This window comes from Duncaniella dubosii, assembly GCF_004803915.1.
In the GTDB taxonomy this organism is placed as follows: Bacteria; Bacteroidota; Bacteroidia; order Bacteroidales; family Muribaculaceae; genus Duncaniella; species Duncaniella dubosii.
In genome coordinates, this window is sequence record NZ_CP039396.1 from 750,776 (window position 1) to 770,095 (window position 19,320).

Sequence of the window (19,320 nt, forward strand, 5' to 3'; positions counted from 1 at the left end):
GTGAGTTTTTTCAATTCAAACATATTCCGCTGAAACCATGAACCGAAAAATATATCTGACATCATACCAATCGCCATGCGGAACACTGGAGCTTGGCAGCTGCGACGGCAGGCTCTGCCTCTGTGACTGGACAGCCCGACAGCGACACACAGACATCGTCATACGGATTGCCAAAGGTCTCGGCTGCGGGACGGAATCGGGTGTATCAGCCTGTACTGAAGAAACCATAAAGCAGCTCGACGACTACTTCTCCGGGAAACGGACCGAATTTGACATCCCTCTGCTCTTTGTCGGAACTCCGTTTCAAAAAGAAGTGTGGCGACACCTCCTCGACATCCCCTACGCCACGACCGAATCATACTCGTCGCTGTCACTGCGCGTTGGCAATCCCACTGCAGTGAGAGCCGTGGCCAACGCCAACGGAGCAAACGCAATTTCAATCTTCGTCCCGTGTCACAGAGTCATAGGCAGCAGTGGCTCTCTGACCGGCTATGCAGGTGGTCTCGCCGCCAAACAGTTCCTTCTCGACCTCGAACAGAAAACGCCCGGCTGAGCATCCACACTCAGACCGGGCGTTGTTTCTACAAAGGATGTTTCTGATAAGAGACCTGTTATTTAGCCGGCTCCATAGCCTTGGCCACATCATTGCGGAGATCATCGTTCTGCTTGTCGCGGCTGATGATCTTACCGTCAGGGCCAAAGAGAATGATACAGGGAATACCCTGAATGCCATAGATTTCTGTCGGGATGCTCTGGGCATTGAGAATGTTCTTCCAAGGAAGTTCGTGAGACTCTATGCCTTTGAGAGTGTCCTCAGGCTTATCCCAGACAGCAACACCGATGACTTCAAGACCTTTTGGACCATATTCCTTGTAAAGATCCTTGATGACGGCTGTCTGACGGATGCACGGACCGCACCAGCTGGCCCAGAAATCGACGAGCACATATTTGCCTTTGCCCACATAGTCGCTGAGACGGAAAGTGGAGTCATTGTAGGTCACTTCGAAATCCTTGAACATCTTGCCTTCAGATGTCTCCTCCTGATTGATAAATGCCTGACGCATCTTCTGGATACGCTTGTATTCGCCAAGCGACGGATGTGCGGCTATAGCCGAGTCAAGCTGAGCGAGGTTCATCCTGCGGGCGGGACCGTAGACAAAGTAATAATACCCGAGAGGGTTATCCATATTCTCTTCCCTGAGCTTGTCTTCCGCGTCATTGATGCGGGTCTGGAATTCCTCGTAGCGCGACTGCTGCACTGAGTCAGGAAGATTGCGGAACTCCTCGATGGCAGCCATGCGCTCGGTCCAGTAAGCCTGATTCTTCGCATTAAGCTCACCGCCCTCGACAGCTCCGTTCTCAACGAGAATCGAATCTGCTTCAAGATAGAAGTCTCCGAACCCCTTGCCGTCTATCGATAGAGCGACGAGACGTGGAGCATCGATTTTGCCGGTAAATGTGGCCACACCGCCGGCCACTACCGCACTGTCAAGCTTCTCCTCCGTATCGAAGTCGATGATATAGGCAGTCTTGTCATTTAGATTCTCGTCTGTGTTGACAGTCACTACATAGCTTGATTTCGAGTCCTGCGAGCAGGAAGCCAGCATCAGCATGCCGGCTGCATAAAATAACGATCGTTTCATTTTTAGTTTGTAAATAAATTCTATTGAGTTACAGATTCAAGGCATTATTCAGGACACATGCCACATGGTCTGACACGGGTGGATTCCGTCAGGCCGCCGGCACATTTCACTGCGCAAAGATAAGTTTTTATCCCAACATCTTAAAATTATCCAAACTGTTAAATAACAGCAAAAAAATCAATATCAATAAAAAAAATCGTATATTCGCCTCCGACATTAATCATCAATAGAGTGTTATAGGAAAATAACATCGTTCACAAAACACGCCGCAACAAGGCTGACCGGCATGGCAGAAAAAAACTCACATCCAACAGACAGGCTCTTCTCACGTTTCCCGGCATGGCCCGGAAAGGTGGTGAGATTCTATGCCGACGGTTTCCGCAGCATGACGGTCGGGAAAAAACTATGGCTGCTGATACTCATCAAACTGTTTATTATTTTCTTTATCTTCAAACTGTTTTTCTTCCCCGACATTCTCAAACGCGACTACGACAACGACACCGCAAGGGCCGAAGCCGTCCGCTCCTCACTCCTCAACCGCTGAAAAACGACTGTACAGACCAAAAACTCTGACTCACAACTTTAACTATTTTACTAACCACATCTCACTTAAATCTTATGGATGATCTGATGACCGTAGTCGACTGGTCGCGATGGCAATTCGCCCTCACCGCCATGTATCACTGGCTCTTTGTGCCGCTCACACTCGGATTGAGCGTGATTGTCGGCATAATGGAGACCATCTATTACCGCACACGGAATGAAAAATGGCTTCACACAACAAAGTTCTGGATGACACTCTTCGGGATAAACTTTGCGATGGGCGTAGCCACCGGTATCATTCTCGAATTTGAATTCGGCACAAACTGGTCAAACTACAGCTGGTTTGTCGGCGATATCTTCGGAGCGCCGCTCGCCATCGAAGGACTGCTCGCCTTCTTCATGGAGGCCACCTTCATAGCAGTCATGTTTTTCGGATGGAAAAAAGTCAGCCCCGGATTCCATCTCGCATCGACATGGCTGACGGCACTCGGAGCGTCAATCTCCGCGCTGTGGATTCTTATCGCCAACGCATGGATGCAATATCCCGTCGGCATGGAATTCGACCCCGGACAGATGCGCAACATCATGGACAACTTCTGGGACGTAGTGCTATCGCCTGTGGCAATCAACAAATTTTTCCATGCCGTGTTTGACGGCTGGGTCGTAGGCGCTGTGTTTGTCTGCGGTGTCAGCGCATGGTACATGATGAAAAAACGCCGCCGCGAATTCGCACTCGACTCAATCCGCATAGCCGGATGGGTGGGGCTTGTCGGAATCCTGCTCACTCTCTGGACAGGCGACGGCTCCGCCGTGCAGGTAGCAAGAGTGCAGCCGATGAAACTCGCCGCGATGGAAGGGCTCTACAAAGGCAAACCGGGACAGGAAATCGTCGGTGTCGGCATCCTCAATCCATCAAAAAAGCCCAACGACGGACAAGACCCCTTCCTGTTTGAGATTTCGATCCCCTACGGACTGTCAATTCTCGCCAACCATGATCCACACAGCTTCGTTCCCGGTATCGACGACCTCCTCAACGGAATCGAACTCACTCCCGAAGGCGACACCATACGCACCGACTCTTACGCCGAGCGCATAGCCATCGGCAAGCGTGCCCACGAATCACTGCGAGCATTCGACACCGCAATGGCCAAGGGCGACCATGCGGCTATGGAGGAAGCACGCGCCAAACTCAAGGAAGATTACCGCTATTTCGGCTACGGCTATCTCGACAGCCCCGAGGAGGCAGTGCCCCCGGTAGCGATGACCTTCTACTCGTTCCACATCATGGTGATGGCTGGAGGCTACCTGCTTCTGTTCTTCATCATCGCCGTGTTCAGTTCGCTCAAGGGAAGCCGGCTTTGGGAAAAATGCTGGTGGCAATGGGTAGCCATTCTCACCATCCCCGTGGTCTGGATATGCTCCGAAGCCGGATGGGTCACTGCCGAAGTCGGCCGTCAGCCGTGGATCATCGAAGGACTGATGCCTAACAAAGCGGCCATATCAGCGATATCCGCCTCGACCGTGCAGCTTACGTTCTGGATGTTCGCGGCCGTCTTCACCGCGTTGCTCATCGCCGAAATCACCATCATGGTCAATCAGATCCGCAACGGCTCTGACCGGAATGAATATTAAGGTGACAGAAATACACAACAAAAGCATTATCCATCTCCTAAAATGCCATTAACTCATGGGACTTGAATCATTACAGATATACTGGTGGCTGCTGATTTCCATACTCGGCGCACTCCTCGTCTTCCTGCTTTTCGTGCAGGGCGGACAGACATTCCTGCTCAGTGTCAGCGACAATTCCGAAGCCTCGCGACGCATGATCGGCTCGTTCGGCCACAAATGGGAACTGTCGTTCACCACTCTCGTCGTTTTCGGCGGAGCATTCTTCGCATCCTTCCCCCTGTTCTACTCAACCAGCTTCGGAGGTGCCTACTGGCTGTGGATGCTCATCCTCATCAGCTTCGTTCTGCAGGCCGTGAGCTACGAATTCCGTGCAAAGAAAGGCAATCTCTACGGCACACGCACCTACGACACCTTTCTTTTCATCAACGGCTGTGTCGGCTGCGTGCTGCTCGGCGTGGCTGTGTCGATGTTCTTCTTCGGAGCTGAGTTCACTGTCTCCAAAGGCAATCTGCTCGACACAATCGCCCCCGTCATCTCGACATGGGCACCCTCTCACGGATTCGAAGCCATATTCTATTGGAAAAACCTCATACTCGGTTTTGCAGTCCTCTTCCTCGCCCGCACACAGGCCGCACTCTATCTGATGAACAACAACAAGCAGGACGACGCCTTCTTCCGCGCCAACCGTCGCCGGGTGCTCGTCAACGCCGTGGTGTTCCTGATATTCTTCCTCCTGTTCGTCGGGCTGCTCCTGACTGCCGACTCGCTTGAGACAACATTCGACGGCAGCATCGACGGAAGGCAGAGTGAGTTCACCGTCAGAGAATTCAAATATTTCTTCAATTTCATCGACATGCCGTGGGCGCTCGCATCTTTCCTCGTGGGTGTGGTCATGGTGCTCTATGCAATCATCCGCTCCGCGTTTGCCTCGCACTGGACATCCGGAATATGGTGGAGCGGCATCGGGACTGTCCTCGTTGTCCTCGCCCTCTTCTGGGTTGCAGGCTACAACAACACACCCTACTACCCCTCGCTGGCCGACCCATCGTCGTCGCTCACAATCTTCAACAGCTCGTCGAGCCACTTCACTCTCACCTGCATGAGCTGGGTGTCGGTCATCATACCCTTCGTCCTCGCCTACATCGCCTACGCATGGTATGCGATGGACCGCAAACATCACTAATCTGTATCTATACTCCAAAAGAGTTCAAAAATAAAGGATACAGAAATTCATAAATTACCCCCGGATAACAGATTTTTTATTTCAGGCACCCGGCGAGCGTGATGGGAGTTACAAAGGACTCCTCACTCAACAATCTCCGAGCAGTGAAACAAGAACCTGTTATCCGGGGGTAATTTATGAATTTCTGTACCCTTTATTTTCAGAGGTCAAAGAAAGTCTTGAAAGCGCGTATCGTATAGACGTGGTCGCGTGTGGCCATTGTCTCGCGCACCGAGTGCATCGCCCAGATGGCTTCGCCCATATCCACACCGCGAAGATCGATCTGCGATGTCAGGATATTGCCGAGAGTCGAACCGCCGGCCACATCGCTGTGGTTGACAAAATACTGGCACGGGACACCGGCCTTCTCGCAGATTGACTTGAATACGGCTGCCGATTCGGCATCGGTCATGTATTTGCAGTTGGCGTTGATTTTGATTACAGGACCGCCGCCGACCACCGGATGATTGGTCGGGTCATACTTCTCGGGATAGTTGGGATGGTAGGCATGAGCGTTGTCGGCCGAGACCATAAACGACTTGTCGATGCTGCGCAGATAGTCCTCCTCACTGCCGCCGAGACAAGTGACTATGCGACGCAGAAGCTGCATCAGCACAGGCGAGGCAGCACCCTGCTTAGTGCCCGAGCCGGTTTCCTCATTGTCAAAGATAGCCATCACGCGGGTCTGTTTTGTCGACGAAGTTTCGAGCAAGGCAGTCATCGCGCCGTGAACCATGCTCAGGTCGTCGAGACGACCTGATGTCAGAAACTCCTCGTCAAGCCCTACGAGACAGGCTGGAGTGGTGTCAAACAGCGAGAGGTCGAAATCAAGAATATCCTCCATAGCACATCCGACAGCCTCGGCTACACAGCGCAGAAGCATATTGTTTTTTTCAGCCGCCTCCCTGACGATAGCGATCACAGGAAGCATGTCTTTCTGCTTCGAGAGAGGGTTGCCCTCGTTGACCGCACGGTTGAAATGGATGGCGAGGTGGGGTATTGTGAGCAGCGGACGGTCAAATCTGACAATCTCCGTACGCGGGTTGAGCGGATCGTCGGAGCGGAGCACCACACGTCCGGCCAGCGAAAGCGGACGGTCAAACCATGTGTAGAGAATCGGGCCGCCGTAGACTTCGACATTCAGCTTAACGACCCCGCCGTCGCTGATCATCTCGGCATTCGGCTTGACACACAGACAGGGCGAATCGGAATGGGCCGAGATAATGCGGAATCCCGACGCAGGTCCTTCAGTCGAGACGACAAAGGCGAATATGGCGCTTGAGTTCTTGGTTATATAGTATTTTCCACCCGGTTCGAGCTTCCATGATTCACGCGGATCAAGGCGCATGAATCCCGCATCGTCAAGCCGGCTTCCGACGGTCTTGACAGCGAGAAAATTGACAGGACTCTTGTCAAGAAATTCCATTAGCGAACGGGCTATGACTTTAACTTCTTCCATTGATATGTCTATTAAGGTATTAGGTAAATTTATAAAATTGCCTTCGGGTGGAATTCAAATTCCGCCCGAAGGCAAAGATAATAAATTAAAGAGATACTTGCAGCAAAACTGCCGCTGTTTTTTTACAGGCTGCCGGAGAGCGGGGCCGCGAATGTCAGAACCCTTGGTCAAACAGGCGTATCACCGATGGCTGAAGGAAGCGTTCGATCTCATATGGATAGACGGCCACATCAACCGAGCCCATTGCATATGGCCCGATTTCGTAAGGGTCATAGTGGAAATAGAGCGTATTGCCGGAGATGTACGGAATGCCGGGATAAGTCAGCTGGTCGGCAAACACCCCTGCGTTCCTTAGACCGCCGACAGACACTCCGAGCTGGCGGGCAAGAGCCTCCTTGATGACAGGAACGATTGAATCGGTCGGAGTCCCGTGGCGGAATATGTTTGAATTGTCGAGCACCTGCGAGTTGGCGAAATCATAGGTGAATGGACGGACGGTCGTCATCGGATGCGCACCTCCGAGATAAGACGACGACACGAGCTGATAGGTGACCATCTCTTCGTCAAGATCCAAGACAGAGCCGGTCACGCTGCTGAAATATGTCATCGAGTCAGACGGAAGCGTATCGACAGGCACTATATTCTTCACACCTTCCACAAACGACGTATCGTCAAGATACTTATTGATTGCGTCGCGGATAGAAACCGAAGTAGTGTCTGAATATGCGAAATTCAGCAGAGAGTCCTGAAGCACCTTTATGTCATTGCCGCCAAATTTCTCCGGCCACTGGACCGAGGTATACATTTCAAGATATACCGTCCCGTAGTCTGTCTCAACACGGTAACTGCGGTCGGCGGTCAAGAGTTTCTTGTGTATCTCGAATTCAGAAATTTCACTGTCTGCGGGAGCTTCGTTCCTGTTTCCGCATGAGGCGGCCAGAAGCCCAATCAACGGAAGACCAACAAGATAATATTTCAGCTTCATAATCTTACAATAGATAAGGTTGGATATTGGTGGATATTTAGGTACAAAATTGATTAAAAAATTCCGTTTTAGGATATAACGGACATACAACGTAACATGTTTGTAACACGGCGATATTAATTTCAATCCGCAAAACAGACCACTGTGACGGCTAAAACGGCCTAAAAATCGGCAAAACGAAGCTCTGTTAACATCTTTATACGTTTGGATAGTTGAAAGTTGTCAAAAAATACTTAACTTTGCACCGCAAATGTAAAAATCATTGCATTTTGCCACCAAATTAAGAAATTTACTAATCAACTTACAATTACAACAAAGCTATGTCTGAAATTGCATCTCGAGTTAAAGCTATCATCGTTGATAAGCTCGGTGTTGACGAAAACGAAGTAACCGAAACCGCTGAATTCACTAAGGATCTTGGCGCAGACAGCCTCGACACTGTAGAGCTCATCATGGAATTTGAGAAAGAATTTGGCATCACTATTCCCGATGATCAGGCCGAGAAGATCAGCACCGTACAGAACGCAATCGAATACATCGAGGCCAACACTCAGAAGTAAGAAAAACGGTCTGCAGGCCATCAGACGGCCAGTGCTCTGACCGAGCCACAAAGGCTCCCCACGCCAATCACCATACGCGCGGAGGAGCCTTCTTCTCAATTCAGCCTCCGCGGTCAACCCCCACAGACAAAAAAACACAGCGGGATTCCGCACATATTTCTTTCACAAACCACTGTAGATTATTGCCAATGGAATTAAAAAGAGTAGTGGTGACCGGCCTCGGAGCCATCACCCCCATAGGCAACGATGTTGAGACAACTTGGCTCAACGCCGTAGCCGGCAAGAGCGGCGCCGCTCCCATCACACATTTCGACGCTTCGAAATTCAAAACCCAGTTTGCCTGCGAAGTCAAGGGTTATAACGCTAACGATCATTTCGACCGCAAGAAACTCCGTCAGCTCGACCTCTATGCACAGTATGGCATCGTCGCAGCCCGTCAGGCAGTAGCCGACTCAGGCATCGAGGAAGCAGCCAACCTCAACCGCGACCGCGTAGGCGTTATCGTCGCCGCAGGCATCGGCGGTCTCCACACATTTGAGGAAGAGGCCGGCTACTATGCAGTAAACGGAGCTGAACAAGGCCCGAAATACAACCCCTTCTTCATCCCCAAGATGATTGCTGACATCGCTTCAGGTCATATCTCCATGGAATATGGCTACCACGGACCTAACTTCGGCGTGGTTTCAGCATGCGCATCATCCAACAACGCCATCATCGACGCATTCAACCTCATCCGTCTGGGCAAGGCCGACGCTATCGTGACCGGCGGCGCTGAAGCTGCAATCTTCCCCGCAGGTGTAGGCGGTTTCAACTCAATGCACGCCCTCTCGACCCGCAACGACTCTCCCGAGACAGCATCGCGTCCGTTCAGCGCATCGCGCGACGGTTTCGTGATGGGTGAAGGCTCTGTGGTGCTCATCCTCGAAGAACTCGAACATGCCAAGGCCCGCGGCGCAAAGATCTATGCCGAAATCGCAGGTGGAGGCATGAGCGCCGACGCACATCACCTCACCGCAACCCATCCCGAAGGTCTCGGCGCGAAGCTCGCCATGAGCAACGCTCTCGAGGACGCAGGCATGAAGCCCGAAGACATCGACTATATCAACGTTCACGGAACATCGACCCCTGTCGGTGACATCTCTGAAGTCAAGGCTATCGTCGAACTCTTCGGTGATCAGGCCCACAAGCTCAACATCAGCTCCACCAAGTCGATGACCGGCCACCTTCTCGGTGCGACCGGAGCTCTCGAAGCAATGTTCTCTGTGCTTGCAGTCAAGAACGACATAGTTCCCCGACCATCAACCACGAGGAAGGCGATAACGACGAGAACATCGACTACACTCTCAACTTCACATTCAACAAGGCAGAAAACCGCCCCGTGCGCGCAGCCCTCTCGAACTCGTTCGGATTCGGCGGCCACAACGCGACTGTCATCGTGAAGAAGTACGAGGAATAATCCTGAATTTCTCCATACAAAGCCATAGCCACCGGGAGGTGTGCGGATCAACTCCGCACACCTCCCTTTTTTCACGGCAGGCGGACGAGCGGCACATCACAAATTCAAAGGCCGGTTTAATCCGGTGTCACACACCGGGTTAAATCAACACCCGACAATAGGGCGGACGACTCTTTCACCGGCATGTATCATGCGGTGTCCATAGAGTCCATATATATACGAATACACGATTGTATTACTATTCGGTGTGCATTGTTCCTTTCATGTTTATGGCCCGACATCGGCAGTTACACAGACATCCGGCCGTCGTTATACAAATTAAGTTTTTTATTGGTTGTCGCTCTTGTTGCAAAGTTAACGCCCCGGCCACGCACAAAAGATGCGATAATACAAAAACGGAATTAAGACATCAGCGCATGAAGGCAAAATCATTGCAAAATTGTGTGAGTCATAGCTAAAAAGAGTGAAAAAACTTTGGCCAAGAGGGAATAATTTCTTAACTTTGCAGCCGAGTTTTGTGGCACATCCTTGAAAAAGGGCTTTGAATGATGCACTTTGCCCTGATATGAGAAGGGAGATGGCGGCCACAAAGCGTTGTGACTTATATAATTAATAACAAAGAGATAAAAACCAACAGCCATGTCAAAAATTTGTCAGATCACAGGCAAGAAAGCAATGGTGGGCAACAATGTGTCGCACTCAAAGCGTCGCACAAAGCGCAAGTTTGATGTAAATCTCTTCAACAAGAAATTCTTCTGGGTTGAGGAGCAAGCTTGGATCACCCTTACCATTTCAGCCGCAGGCCTTCGCACCATCAACAAGAAGGGTCTTGACGCTGCTATCAAAGAAGCAGCCGCAAAGGGTTATATAACTGAAATCAAATACTTAGACATTTTATAAGAAGATGGCAAAGAAAGCTAAAGGCAATCGCGTTCAGGTCATCCTCGAATGCACCGAACACAAGGCATCTGGCATGCCCGGAACTTCGCGTTACATCACTACAAAGAACCGCAAGAACACTACCGAGCGTCTGGAGTTGAAGAAATACAACCCCATTCTCAAGAAAGTTACTGTACACAAAGAAATTAAATAATTCACTGACTCATGGCAAAGAAAACCGTTGCATCTCTGCAAAAAGGCGAAGGCCGCACTTATAGCAAGGTCATCAAGGTCGTTAAGTCGGCGAAGACCGGTGCTTACACCTTCCAGGAACAGATGGTTCCCAACGACGCCGTTAAGGACATTCTCAAATAATTGAGAATCCGCCCTATCCAACGCGCAGCAATTCTTAAAAACGAAATATCCCCGGGAAGACGTCAACACGTCATTCCGGGGCTTTTCGTATGCCAAAACCATGTCAGACACCATAATTATGTTGTGAAACATAATCGGTCAGCACATTTACGCCACATCTAATAAATTTTAGCTTCAAAGTTTGTTTTTGTCGGAATAAAAGCATAAATTCGTGACTTAAATAACGACCCCGCAGACTCTTCTCAACCCTATCTAATCTTACGGAGCCGCTTCAATTCTAATATCACAAACAGCAATCTAACAATCAATAAATAATACCCCTTACATGAGCTATCTTAAATTTGATAAAAACCTCATGATTAACTTGGAGCAGTCACTGCCAAAGGAAATGCTCCGGACGAATCAATCAGGGGCTTATCACTGCACAACGATAGTTGACTGCAACACACGCAAGCAGCACGGCCTTCTTGTCGTTCCCGTGCCGGAGCTGGGAAATTCGTGGCATGTCATGCTATCGTCGCTCGACCTTACGGTCTATCAGCACGGAGCGCCCTTCAATCTGGCTCTCCATCGCTACCGTGGCGGTGTCATGAGCCCGAACGGACACAAGTACATACGCGAGTTTGACTGCGAAAGCGTGCCCCGCACCACTTACCGCGTCGGTGGAGTAATTCTCACAAAAGAAAAAATTTTTATTTCCAACGAGAACCGCATCCTCATCCGCTACACTCTCGTCGAGGCCAACTCTCCGACAACACTGAGATTCCGGCCTGTGCTCGCCTTCCGCGACGCAAACGAACTGTGTGTCGAAAACAACGCAATCGACCAGACCATCCCGGAAATCAACAACGGTGTCTCGGCCTGCCTCTATCCCGGCTATCCGCGTCTCTACATGCAGTTCAGCCATAAGCCGACATGGACCTACGAACCGAACTGGTATAACGGATTCGAGTATGTCAAGGACCTCGAACGCGGAGTGCCCTACTGCGAAGACCTCTGGGTTCCGGGCTATTTCGAGATTCCCATCAAGAAAGGCGAGTCAATCATCTTCTCGGCCGGACTGAGCGAAGTCGCTCCCAAATCGCTGGCAAAGATGTATGAAAGCGAAATCGCCCACCGCACCTGCCGCACATCGTTCTTCAACTGTCTGAAAAACGCCGTGAAGCAGTGTTATCTCAACGAGAAAGACGGGATGTATCTCATCTCGGGCTATCCTTGGGGAAAGATTCTCGCACGCAACACCTTCATGGCTCTTCCGGGCGCGACAATCGCCATCAACCACCGCGAGGATTTCGAACGCATAGCCGACACCGCCATCAACGCCCTGCGCAACTTCATGGCTACAGGCGATACCGACAAACGCATAATCGGCATCGACCTGCCCGACGTATCGCTATGGGCCGTATGGGCATTGCAGCAATATGCAAAAGCCTACGGCCGCGACGACGCGAAGGCAAAATATCTCCCTGCCGTGCGCCAGATTCTCGACTATATCATCGGACAGAACCATCCGTTCATGAAAGTCGACGACAACGGAATGCTCGTCACCGACGGCAACGACAAACCGATGTCGTGGATGAACGCATCGCTCGGCGGACGTCCCGTAGTGGCGCGCACCGGTCTGCTTGTCGAATTCAACGCTCTCTGGTATAACGCCCTCGTATTTGCCTCAAAGCTCTCGGAAGGCACACCCGACGAGGAGAAATATGCGGCGATGGCCGAACGCATGGCACAGCCCTTTGTCAACACCTTCCTAAACGACTACGGCTATCTCTACGACTATGTGAACGGCACATACGCCGATCCGTCGGTCAGACCGAACATGGCGATAGCAATCGGACTCGACTACTCACCGCTTGACCGCCGCCAGCGCAAAAAGGTGCTCGACATTGTGACCCGCGAACTTCTCACGCCCAAAGGTCTGCGCACACTTTCGCCGAAGAGCTACGGCTACCGTCCGTGTTATCTCGGCTCGCCCGAGGAACGAGAAATGGCTCTCCACAACGGTCCGGCGCGCCCTTGGCTCATGGGATTTTACTCGGACGCATATCTCAAGGTGTTCGGCATGAGCGGAGTGAGCTACGTCGACCGCATGCTCATCGGCTTCGAAGACGAAATGACCAACGGCTGCATCGGCTCGCTGTCACAGCTCTATGACGCCAACCCGCCCTACACCGGCCGAGGTGCGATCAGCCATGTCACCAATGTGGCCGAAGTGCTCCGCACCCTCACCACACTTAAGAAATTCATAATGGACTAATCCTCACAACCCCATGAAAGCATTAATGTTCGGGTGGGAATTCCCCCCTCACATCCTCGGCGGTCTCGGAACTGCCAGCTACGGTCTCACTAAGGGTATGTGGGAGTGTGGCGACATGGATATCACCTTTGTCATACCCAAGCCGTTCGGCGACGAAGAGAAACACTTCGCCAACATTATCGGCATGTCGCAGGTCCCCATCGTCTGGCGCGATGTAAACTACGACTATGTGCTCGACCGCATCGGGAATGTCATGAATCCCGACCTCTACTACCGTCTGCGCGACCATATCTATGCCGATTTCAACTATATGCGCACCAACGACCTCGGGTGCATAGAATTTTCGGGACGCTACCCCGACAATCTTGTCGAGGAAATCAACAACTACTCGATATGTGCCGGAGTAATCGCACGCACGATTGACTTCGACATCATCCACTCGCACGACTGGCTCACCTACCCCGCCGGCATCCACGCAAAGCAGGTTTCAGGCAAGCCGCTTGTCATCCACGTCCACGCGACTGAGTTTGACCGCTCGCGCGGTAAACCCAACCCGACGGTGTTCGGCATCGAGAAAGACGGCATGAACCATGCCGACCACATCATCTGTGTGTCGAACCTCACCCGTGACACCGTCATCAACAACTACGGCATCGACCCGGCAAAGGTGACCACCGTCCACAACGCGGTGACACCGCTGACCCCTGAACAGCTCAATGTGCCAGAACACAAGAGCAAGGAGAAAGTGGTCACTTTCCTCGGCCGAATCACCATGCAGAAAGGACCGGAATATTTTGTCGAGGCAGCCGCCAAAGTGCTAAAGAACAACCACAACGTGCGCTTCGTCATGGCCGGCAGCGGCGACATGATGGACAAGATGATCCTCCTCGCCGCCGAGCGCGGCATCGCCGACCGCTTCCACTTCCCCGGATTCCAGCGCGGCAGCCAGGTCTACGAGATGTTAAAGGCATCGGATGTCTACATCATGCCATCTGTCTCAGAACCCTTCGGCATCTCGCCGCTTGAGGCAATGCAGATGGGAGTGCCGTCGATCATATCCAAGCAGAGCGGATGTGCCGAAATCCTGACCAACGTCATCAAGACCGACTACTGGGACATCGACGCAATGGCCGATGCCATCAATTCGATCGTGACTTATCCCGCAATGTACCAGCAATTGCGCGAGGACGGTCTCGCCGAAGTCAACCAGATCACATGGGACAAGGCCGGACGCAAAGTCATCGATATATATAATAAGGTGTTAAATAAATAGGGGCGTTGACTGACCAATAGCAAAGAAGAACTACGCCTGTCAAAACAACATACAGACAATTAATCATGAAAGCAATTTGTTTTTATTTTCAGATCCATCAACCATTCCGTCTGAAAAGATACCGCTTCTTCGACATAGGCAACGACCACTATTACTATGATGACTTCGCAAACGACGACATCATAACCCGCATCGCTCAGCGCAGCTACATTCCCGCAGCCGAGACTCTGCTCAGAATGATCGAAGCCGGCAACGGCAAGTTCAGATGCGCGCTCTCGATCTCAGGCACCGCACTCGAACAGTTCGAACAGTATGTCCCCGAATTCATCGACCTTCTCAAGAAACTCGCCGATACGGGCTGTGTCGAATTCCTCGCCGAGACCTACGCACATTCGCTGTCGTCGCTCGCCGACCCCGAAGAATTTGCAAATCAGGTGAAAGTCCATGATGAAAAAATCAAGGAACTCTTCGGCCAGACACCCAAGGTGTTGCGCAACACGGAGCTTATCTATTGCGATGACCTCGCGCCCCAGATTCTCGCAATGGGCTACAAGGGTGTGATCACCGAAGGTGCAAAACATATCCTCGGATGGAAATCACCCAACTATGTCTACTGCGCCGCATCAGCTCCCAAACTCAAGATTCTGCTGAAGAACGACAAGTTCTCCGACGATATCTCAGACCGCTTCTCAAACACCGCATGGGACGAATATCCCCTCACAGCCGACAAATATATCGACTGGATCGCATCGACCCCTGCAGAGGAGCAGATTATCAACCTTTTCATGAACCTCGAAGTGTTTGGCGACTTCCAGCCTCGCGAAACCGGCATCTTCCAGTTCCTCGAAGCACTCCCCCGCTTCGCCGAAGAGCGCGGTATCGAATTCTGGACACCTACCACCGTCGTCAGCAAGCTCAAGCCGGTGGCAGAACTCTCGATCATGCACCCGATTTCATGGGCCGATGAAGCACGCGACACCTCTGCATGGCTCGGAAACAAGCTCCAGAACGAGGCGTTCAACAAGCTCTACTCCGTCAGCGAGCGTGTCCGTCTCTGTGAAGACCGCCGTCTGAAGCAGGACTGGTATTACCTTCAGGCTTCCGACCATTTCTTCTACATGTCGACCAAAAACATGCACGACGGTTCGGTTCATTCTCATTTCTCGCCTTACGACACCCCGTTTGACGCATTCACGAACTACATGAACGTCCTTGCCGACTTTATCGTCCGTGTCGAAGAGCAATACCCGATGTCGATAGACAACGAGGAGCTAAGCTCGCTTCTCACGACTATCCGCAATCAGGAGCGTGAAATCGAGGTCCTCAACAAGGAAGCCGAATCAATGCGCAAGAACATCGAACACTTCAACGAAGAGCATCTCCTGCGCGAGAAAGCGGCAGAAAAAGCGTCGGCGCCTGCCAAAAGAGGCCCTAAGCCAAAAGCGAAGAAAGCCGACGATGCTCCGAAATGCAAACGCGGACGCAAGAAAGCAAACCCGGAAGAACCGAAAGCCGAGTAAAAGATAATTGACAAATCAATATCACTGAAAAGCAAATGCGCCACTCATTCCACACATGAGCAGGCGCATTTTTTTGACCCATAGGCACGCTTTCGATTGTTTATAACAGTAGGGGATGAACGTGTCGTCCACTTTTTAACTATTTTACAAACGACAAAATCTTTTGAAAATGAAGAAATTTATCCTCGCACTAATGCTGTCGGCCATACTTCCGGCAACAGTGGCGTCTGCCAATGACGGAAACGATTCCAACGACGGATGGACACTTGTATGGAGCGATGAGTTCGACTATGACGGCGCACCTGACTCGACAGTCTGGAATTTCGAACAGGGATATATCAGAAACCATGAGGCCCAATGGTATCAGAAAGACAATGCCGTCTGCCGCGACGGATTTCTTGTCATCGAGGGAAAGAAGACCGATGACCCGCAGAAACCATACACGTCATCGTCGCTAACAACGATGAACAAGAAAGAATTCAAGTATGGCAGGTTTGAAGTGCGCGCCAAAATACCGGTCGGCGGAGGCGCATGGCCGGCGATATGGGTCCACGGCACAGGACTGCAGTGGCCGTCGTGCGGCGAAATCGACATGATGGAGTGCTACCCCATAAAGGGAGAGCCGCACCTGCTGGCAAACGCCTGCTGGGGAACGGACAAACAGCTCGTCGCCAAATGGGATGCGGCCAAAATACCACTCTCGCATTTCACCGAAAAAGATCCGGACTGGAAAGACAAGTTCCATGTGTGGCGCATGGACTGGGATGAAAAAGAAATCAAGCTTTATGTCGATGACGAACTGCTTAATGAAGTCGCGCTGAGTGAGACGGTCAACGGATCGTTCGGACGGCATATAAATCCGTTTACAAAACCGCTCTACATAATAGTCAACCTTGCGATGGGCGGCGATGCCGGAGGTGAGATAGACGATTCGATGCTACCGTTTGTCTACGAGATTGACTACGTAAGGGTTTACCAGAAAAAATAACTGTCTCCGCCCTTTTTGAGACGGAGACCGGAGGGAGAGTGACGGGCTGCCTGAGAGAAGAGCAGCCTGTCAAGGGAACAGTTTTGCCATGGATCGATTCTGTATTGTAAGGTTTACAACACCGTGTTTCAATTGCGCCAACGCGGGTCGCCTATATTCTTCTCTACAATTATCGAGGGAAGAGTCTTATAGCGCAGAGCGTTGTAGATATCGGCAGGAGCTTCATGGTCCTTTGGATTGGGCTTCGAGGCATCGTAAGCCGTGTAGGGAGGATTGGGGCTGGTGAAGAGATCCGTAGCGCGGAGCACTTTACCGTTGTCGTCGGTGAGCGCTTTGACCTTGAGGTCGTCCTTCTCTCCGAGATTGCCCGGGTTCCATGTCAGTGAGCCGAAGGAGTTCTTGGCATTGGAGAACTGTGAGCCGGTGAAAATCTTGTCGTCCTTGTCGTGAGAGTCCTGACAGCCTACAGAGTAGTTGTCCTTGACTCTGAACGAGAATTCGCCATTGCCCTTGATTGTACGGATGTCAGCTCCGGTCTGATAAATAGAACGGGAGTCAGCCTCATCGCGGGCGATTACAATGAGATTACGCTGGAATGAGTAATATGAACCTCCGGGGACATAACGGGTCTGGAAGAAGTTACGGCCCGACGAGCGAGTAGAGAAGTTGATGAAGGTGTTGCCTTCGATGCGGATGTTCCACTTCACGTTGTCGGAGTAGTTGAGGTCCTTGTCGTTGTCAGATATGAGGGCTGTGCGGGGCGAATCATACATGGTGTTGTTTGTCCATGAGAAATCACAGAAGATGTTTGAGGTTGTCTTGGCACCGTCACCTGCGATCCATGCATATCCGCGACCGTTATTGTCGAAGTAACCGCAGTTGTAGAAAAGGTTGCCGTCGACCACGATTTTTCTGAATGTCTTGTCCTTCTTTCCCTGCACGCGGAGGAAACCACGGATCATGCGCTGGAAAGAGCAGTTGCGCACTTCAAGAGATTCGAACACAACTTCCATACCGTCGCCATACATGTTGGCGAAATAGTTTCCTGAAGCGGAAGCCACGCCGGTCTCCTGATGTCCGAAGTTAGTGGCGAGGGGACAGTCAAAGTCGATGTTCTCGAAGACCACAGAGCCTACTTCGATGGGGAAATCCGATTCACCGGCCTGACGCTGACGTCCGAACATGAAGTTGGCAGTGTTAAGCTCGGCTGTCTCAGCTCCATACTCGTCAAGACGCACACCTATACCGCCCATATAGACCTTTGCACGCTTGCCGGCAGCGACGTCGGCGGGATTCGTGGCGAGAGTGAAGCCTTTTGCAATCACAGGGTTCTCATAGAAGTAGTATGCTTTTCCACCTTCAAGATAGAATACCTGACCTTCGGCAAGACGCACGTTGTTTGCGAAGTTACCGATAATGGTGTCAAGCGAAGAAGCGTCGTAGGCCACAGCACCGGGGACGGGGTCTTTCGCCCAGACCTTGTGCTCGATGAGGATAGGTTCGCCGGGAGCGCCGTAGATAGGCTTGCTGATCGAGTTGTAGCGGGCATCCACGATGGCCGGTTTAGACTCATTGACAGCGTTGATCTCATATTTGGCGTTCATGGTCAGACCGCCGATTCTGAAAGTAGCCACACCATCCTTGAAATCTGTGGGCTGAAGCTGATAGTCAAGCCACTGAGAGTCAATCGTTGCATCAGGAGTGTCCTTAGAGGGAGTGATGACGAGTTTGTCGACCTTAAACTTGGCGGTGTTCATGTCGTTCTGGGTTCCGTCAGACACGAAGTCGAAGTTCTTGCTGAAATCCTCGAAAACCGACTGATATTCCGACTCTTTGGCAGCCACTTCCTTCACATGATCGATGACATTGACGTTGAGAGTCACGATAAAAGCGTCGTTGCTTTTAGAAATCTCAGCCTTGACCATTTTTGGAGTGGTGTAGCGTGGCTCGGTCACCAGTCCTGCCTGCTCGGCCCATTCGCGTCCGTTGCCCATGCCATACCATTTGGAGTGATGAGCCTCGTTTCCATCGGGATGAAGCACGCGGATTGCGAAACGGTAGCCCTGCTCATATTCGAGGTCGTCGATACGGAGGGTAAGCTGATCGGGGGGAACTATCTTGGAATATTTGCCGTCTTCCCACTGATAGAGACGTTCGGGATTTGTCCAGTCCTCTTCCTTGCCGGAGGTCAGTCCGGATTCAGGTCCGAATTTTATTTCATAGCCGGCTGCATTTGACACGCCATACCATGCGAGAACCACAGAGTTGAGCTCGTCGGTGAGGACTCTCATACCATAGGGATCGTCGTCGACATTGGTGTTTTCCTTGAGTCGGAACATCGTCATCGGCATGCGGTCATAGTCCTCGGCCGGGTTGGCCGGACCCATGATCTCATCCTCTTTACAAGAAGCGAATCCGAGAGCAAAGATGGCAGTGAGGCAATATAATAATGTCTTCTTCATTTTAGTATTTGATGATTTTAGAGATTGTCTAAAAAAAGATTTTATGATTTTAAGATAGGTCAG

At 51.4% G+C, this 19,320-nt stretch carries 16 protein-coding genes and 1 pseudogene; 13 read left to right on the forward strand and 4 right to left on the reverse strand.

Annotated features, from left to right (window positions below):
* The first annotated feature begins 37 nt into the window (after nt 1–37).
* Entirely contained in the window at nt 38–553 is a 516-nt protein-coding gene (locus tag E7747_RS03300) for a methylated-DNA--[protein]-cysteine S-methyltransferase (RefSeq protein ID WP_136414092.1), read from the forward strand.
* Between the two features lie 58 nt (nt 554–611).
* On the opposite strand, the gene E7747_RS03305 is transcribed toward E7747_RS03300, so the two are convergent.
* The gene (locus E7747_RS03305; protein WP_136414094.1) at nt 612–1,643 is read right to left on the reverse strand and encodes a TlpA disulfide reductase family protein; all 1,032 of its coding nucleotides are present in this window, start codon (nt 1,641–1,643) and stop codon (nt 612–614) included.
* A gap of 286 nt (nt 1,644–1,929) precedes the next feature.
* Between E7747_RS03305 and E7747_RS03310 the strand changes: the two genes are divergently transcribed.
* The 3 genes from E7747_RS03310 to E7747_RS03320 all read left to right on the forward strand — a co-directional run bounded on the left by E7747_RS03310 (nt 1,930) and on the right by E7747_RS03320 (nt 5,001).
* Entirely contained in the window at nt 1,930–2,187 is a 258-nt protein-coding gene (locus tag E7747_RS03310; protein WP_136414096.1) for a DUF4492 domain-containing protein, read from the forward strand.
* Nucleotides 2,188–2,261: 74 nt separating this feature from the next.
* Complete coding sequence (locus tag E7747_RS03315) at nt 2,262–3,818, forward strand: cytochrome ubiquinol oxidase subunit I (protein ID WP_136414098.1); 1,557 nt, start codon at nt 2,262–2,264, stop codon at nt 3,816–3,818.
* 55 nt (nt 3,819–3,873) lie between these two features.
* Entirely contained in the window at nt 3,874–5,001 is a 1,128-nt protein-coding gene (locus tag E7747_RS03320; RefSeq protein ID WP_136414100.1) for a cytochrome d ubiquinol oxidase subunit II, read from the forward strand.
* 199 nt (nt 5,002–5,200) lie between these two features.
* Here the strand turns inward: E7747_RS03320 and E7747_RS03325 are convergent, their stop codons facing one another.
* Nucleotides 5,201–6,499, reverse strand: coding sequence for a M18 family aminopeptidase (locus E7747_RS03325; protein ID WP_136414102.1), 1,299 nt, complete (start codon nt 6,497–6,499; stop codon nt 5,201–5,203).
* 154 nt (nt 6,500–6,653) lie between these two features.
* Complete coding sequence (locus E7747_RS03330; RefSeq protein ID WP_136414104.1) at nt 6,654–7,484, reverse strand: DUF3298 and DUF4163 domain-containing protein; 831 nt, start codon at nt 7,482–7,484, stop codon at nt 6,654–6,656.
* Between the two features lie 320 nt (nt 7,485–7,804).
* Here E7747_RS03330 and E7747_RS03335 point away from each other — a divergent pair, with 320 nt between their 5' ends.
* The 9 genes and pseudogenes from E7747_RS03335 to E7747_RS03375 all read left to right on the forward strand — a co-directional run bounded on the left by E7747_RS03335 (nt 7,805) and on the right by E7747_RS03375 (nt 16,795).
* Nucleotides 7,805–8,044: an acyl carrier protein gene (locus tag E7747_RS03335; RefSeq protein ID WP_123614068.1), complete on the forward strand. Its 240-nt coding sequence runs from the start codon at nt 7,805–7,807 to the stop codon at nt 8,042–8,044.
* A gap of 188 nt (nt 8,045–8,232) precedes the next feature.
* Nucleotides 8,233–9,500 (forward strand): annotated as a pseudogene (gene fabF / locus E7747_RS03340) (beta-ketoacyl-ACP synthase II).
* 639 nt (nt 9,501–10,139) lie between these two features.
* Nucleotides 10,140–10,400, forward strand: a complete 261-nt coding sequence (rpmB, locus tag E7747_RS03345) for a 50S ribosomal protein L28 (RefSeq protein WP_123614065.1) — start codon at nt 10,140–10,142, stop codon at nt 10,398–10,400.
* Between the two features lie 4 nt (nt 10,401–10,404).
* A complete protein-coding gene (rpmG, locus tag E7747_RS03350) occupies nt 10,405–10,593 on the forward strand; it encodes a 50S ribosomal protein L33 (protein ID WP_107033239.1) in 189 nt (62 codons plus the stop codon).
* An 11-nt stretch (nt 10,594–10,604) separates the two neighbouring features.
* The gene (locus E7747_RS03355) at nt 10,605–10,754 is read left to right on the forward strand and encodes a DUF4295 domain-containing protein (protein WP_123614064.1); all 150 of its coding nucleotides are present in this window, start codon (nt 10,605–10,607) and stop codon (nt 10,752–10,754) included.
* A 325-nt stretch (nt 10,755–11,079) separates the two neighbouring features.
* A complete protein-coding gene (locus E7747_RS03360) occupies nt 11,080–13,014 on the forward strand; it encodes a glycogen debranching enzyme N-terminal domain-containing protein (RefSeq protein ID WP_136414106.1) in 1,935 nt (644 codons plus the stop codon).
* A gap of 13 nt (nt 13,015–13,027) precedes the next feature.
* The gene (locus E7747_RS03365; RefSeq protein WP_136414108.1) at nt 13,028–14,287 is read left to right on the forward strand and encodes a glycosyltransferase family 4 protein; all 1,260 of its coding nucleotides are present in this window, start codon (nt 13,028–13,030) and stop codon (nt 14,285–14,287) included.
* A gap of 65 nt (nt 14,288–14,352) precedes the next feature.
* The gene (locus E7747_RS03370; RefSeq protein ID WP_123614061.1) at nt 14,353–15,807 is read left to right on the forward strand and encodes a glycoside hydrolase family 57 protein; all 1,455 of its coding nucleotides are present in this window, start codon (nt 14,353–14,355) and stop codon (nt 15,805–15,807) included.
* A 193-nt stretch (nt 15,808–16,000) separates the two neighbouring features.
* Nucleotides 16,001–16,795 carry a glycoside hydrolase family 16 protein gene (locus E7747_RS03375; RefSeq protein WP_228449303.1) on the forward strand — a complete coding sequence of 265 codons (795 nt, stop codon included), beginning with the start codon at nt 16,001–16,003 and terminating at the stop codon, nt 16,793–16,795.
* Between the two features lie 128 nt (nt 16,796–16,923).
* On the opposite strand, the gene E7747_RS03380 is transcribed toward E7747_RS03375, so the two are convergent.
* Nucleotides 16,924–19,257, reverse strand: coding sequence for a hypothetical protein (locus E7747_RS03380; RefSeq protein WP_136414112.1), 2,334 nt, complete (start codon nt 19,255–19,257; stop codon nt 16,924–16,926).
* Nucleotides 19,258–19,320: the final 63 nt, after the last annotated feature.

Coding starts and splice junctions, on each gene's coding strand:
- E7747_RS03300 (WP_136414092.1), top strand. CDS start 38: ATGAACCGAAAAATATATCTGACATCATACCAATCGCCATGCGGAACA.
- E7747_RS03305 (WP_136414094.1), bottom strand. CDS start 1,643: ATGAAACGATCGTTATTTTATGCAGCCGGCATGCTGATGCTGGCTTCC.
- E7747_RS03310 (WP_136414096.1), top strand. CDS start 1,930: ATGGCAGAAAAAAACTCACATCCAACAGACAGGCTCTTCTCACGTTTC.
- E7747_RS03315 (WP_136414098.1), top strand. CDS start 2,262: ATGGATGATCTGATGACCGTAGTCGACTGGTCGCGATGGCAATTCGCC.
- E7747_RS03320 (WP_136414100.1), top strand. CDS start 3,874: ATGGGACTTGAATCATTACAGATATACTGGTGGCTGCTGATTTCCATA.
- E7747_RS03325 (WP_136414102.1), bottom strand. CDS start 6,499: ATGGAAGAAGTTAAAGTCATAGCCCGTTCGCTAATGGAATTTCTTGAC.
- E7747_RS03330 (WP_136414104.1), bottom strand. CDS start 7,484: ATGAAGCTGAAATATTATCTTGTTGGTCTTCCGTTGATTGGGCTTCTG.
- E7747_RS03335 (WP_123614068.1), top strand. CDS start 7,805: ATGTCTGAAATTGCATCTCGAGTTAAAGCTATCATCGTTGATAAGCTC.
- rpmB (WP_123614065.1), top strand. CDS start 10,140: ATGTCAAAAATTTGTCAGATCACAGGCAAGAAAGCAATGGTGGGCAAC.
- rpmG (WP_107033239.1), top strand. CDS start 10,405: ATGGCAAAGAAAGCTAAAGGCAATCGCGTTCAGGTCATCCTCGAATGC.
- E7747_RS03355 (WP_123614064.1), top strand. CDS start 10,605: ATGGCAAAGAAAACCGTTGCATCTCTGCAAAAAGGCGAAGGCCGCACT.
- E7747_RS03360 (WP_136414106.1), top strand. CDS start 11,080: ATGAGCTATCTTAAATTTGATAAAAACCTCATGATTAACTTGGAGCAG.
- E7747_RS03365 (WP_136414108.1), top strand. CDS start 13,028: ATGAAAGCATTAATGTTCGGGTGGGAATTCCCCCCTCACATCCTCGGC.
- E7747_RS03370 (WP_123614061.1), top strand. CDS start 14,353: ATGAAAGCAATTTGTTTTTATTTTCAGATCCATCAACCATTCCGTCTG.
- E7747_RS03375 (WP_228449303.1), top strand. CDS start 16,001: ATGCTGTCGGCCATACTTCCGGCAACAGTGGCGTCTGCCAATGACGGA.
- E7747_RS03380 (WP_136414112.1), bottom strand. CDS start 19,257: ATGAAGAAGACATTATTATATTGCCTCACTGCCATCTTTGCTCTCGGA.